The sequence below is a fragment of the Algoriphagus sp. genome, from assembly GCF_024642405.1.
GTDB lineage: Bacteria > Bacteroidota > Bacteroidia > Cytophagales > Cyclobacteriaceae > Algoriphagus.
On the sequence record NZ_JAHEBC010000501.1, the window covers coordinates 1 to 2162 of the forward strand.

The 2162-nt window shown below is 38.1% G+C and carries 2 protein-coding genes; one reads left to right on the forward strand and one right to left on the reverse strand.

Going from position 1 to position 2162, the window contains the following annotated elements; genetic code table 11:
- A partial coding sequence (locus Q0L68_RS19850; RefSeq protein ID WP_296705977.1) for an alpha/beta hydrolase occupies nucleotides 1-774 on the reverse strand: 774 nt, incomplete at its 3' end.
- A 153-nt stretch (nucleotides 775-927) separates the two neighbouring features.
- Between Q0L68_RS19850 and Q0L68_RS19855 the strand changes: the two genes are divergently transcribed.
- Nucleotides 928-2043 carry an efflux RND transporter periplasmic adaptor subunit gene (locus Q0L68_RS19855; protein ID WP_296705978.1) on the forward strand — a complete coding sequence of 372 codons (1116 nt, stop codon included), beginning with the start codon at nucleotides 928-930 and terminating at the stop codon, nucleotides 2041-2043.
- Nucleotides 2044-2162 lie beyond the last annotated feature (119 nt).

The following is a 2162-nucleotide window of genomic DNA, read 5'->3' on the forward strand; positions in this document are numbered from 1 at the left end:
TTTTTTATGTGGATATAATTCATAGTCCACCTCCACATTTTCTTCCTGCGCTTTATCTAAAAACCTGTCTATGCTTACTTCTATGCTAGGATAGGTTCTTTCCCCCTCCATAATCAGCAATGGAATCTTTTGGCTTTCCAGAAAATAGATCGGTGAATATTCTTTCCAAACCGTCGGATCCTTGGTAAAAGTCTTAATATACTTCTTTCCTTCCTCTGGATAATCGCTCAAAAACCAATTCATATCCAAGCCTGCAGGATCAATGAGAATCCCTCCTTTAATTGGATTTACAGTCCCTATTTCTTCAAAATACTCATTATTAGTAGCTAACACAGCTGCCAAATGTGCTCCGGCAGAATGACCAGAGATAAATATCTGATCAGGATTTCCACCATATTGTTCAATATTATTTTTTGTCCAGAGAACCGCTTGCGCGGCAGTTTCCACCATATCTTCTATTTGAAAATCCGGAGAGAGAGGGTAATCTGCTATGACAGTTACGACTTCTCTTCTCGCCATTCGACTCCCCAAAAAATCATAAATCTCTTTTCTTCCACTTTCCCAACTTCCACCATATAAAAAAACCAATACTGGTAGGTTTTTCTTAGATTTCTTAGGAGAGAAGACATTCAATTGCTTACTTGGAATCGTAGGATTGATGTTGGAATCTACAAAAGTCAAATCCTTATCTCGATGAATTCCTTTAAATGCGCAGGAACTTAGTAAAAGTATGAATCCAAAAAATGTACTGGACTTCAATAAGGCACTTCTCATTAGCGAATGAAATTGATAAATAATTGATCAACAAAGTTATATCATTCCTGATTAAATATGAATAAAAGAAAAGCAAAGCTCAATTAAACTGGACTTATGTGGTAATTGTCCTTATTTTCAATAAAAAAACCCTGTTTCACTCAAAGCAAACTTATGAACAAGCTCATTCTTGAGTACTCAAAATATTTGCCGATTTTTTGTTTAGCTGTTTTCAGTCTCAGTCTTTTGAGTTGTGGAGCAGACTCCAGCGAAAGCATAAAGCCTGAAGTAAAATCAATTACCGAATCTGTTTATGCATCTGGCAATATCAAGGCTTTGGATCAATATGATGCATTCACCAATGCCAGTGGCCCTATTCAGGAGATTTTTGTACAGGAAGGAGATTCTGTTTCTATTGGAACTCCCCTTTTGGCAGTATTTAGTGAAAGGGAAAAACTCAGTCGGGAAAATGCGGAGATTGCTAAAGCTTACGCAGACTTGCAGGCTAATCAGTCGAAACTGAGAGATCTTCAACTGAGCATTGACCTGGCAAAAAGCAAAATGCAAAATGATTCGCTCTTGTATGTTCGACAGAAGAATTTACATGATCAAAATATCGGAACGGAAGTAGAATTTGAGCAAAAGCGTCTGGCTTGGGAAAATTCCAAGACTGCCTATGAATCTATTGTAATTCGATATAATGATCTGAAAAGGGAAATAGAATTTAATTCAAAAAGTGCCTCTAAAAACCTTGCCATCAGTCGAGTTTTAGAAAGTGATTATGTTTTGAAAAGCAAAATCAATGGAAAGGTCTATGCCCTACTTAAGGAAAAAGGAGAAATGGTTACTCCTCAGGTAGTTTTAGCTGTTTTGGGAAGTGCCGATGATTTTCTCCTCGAACTTCAGGTGGACGAATATGATATCGCAAAAGTGAAAGTTGGCCAAGAAGTCTCCGTGTCTATGGATAGCTATAAAGGAGAAGTTTTTAAAGCCGTGGTTTCGAAAGTATATCCCATCATGGATACCCAAACCAAAAGTTTCACCGTGGAGGCCAAATTCACCAACGCTCCTCCCCAACTCTATCCCAACCTGAGTCTAGAAGCAAATATTATTACAGAAGTGAAAGAGAATGCCTTGGTGATCCCAAGAGGATATTTGATTGCAGATTCTTTAGTGGTTAATGAGGATGAAGACACCTTGAGAGTGAAGACCGGAATCAAGAATTACCAATTTGCAGAAATCCTGGAGGGAATAGATTCCTCTACAGTTTTGATTAAGCCATCCCTATGAAGTGGAGCCTAATATTTGAAATCTCCCAAGCATTGATGACCGCAAGGTTAAAACAAACCTTGGTGGCTGCAGTCGGTGTGACTTTCAGCATTACGATGTTTGTGACTTTGCTTGGTTTT

Bases quoted from the DNA above. Each gene is read 5' to 3' on its own strand.
- Q0L68_RS19855 (WP_296705978.1), top strand. From the start codon at position 928: ATGAACAAGCTCATTCTTGAGTACTCAAAATATTTGCCGATTTTTTGT.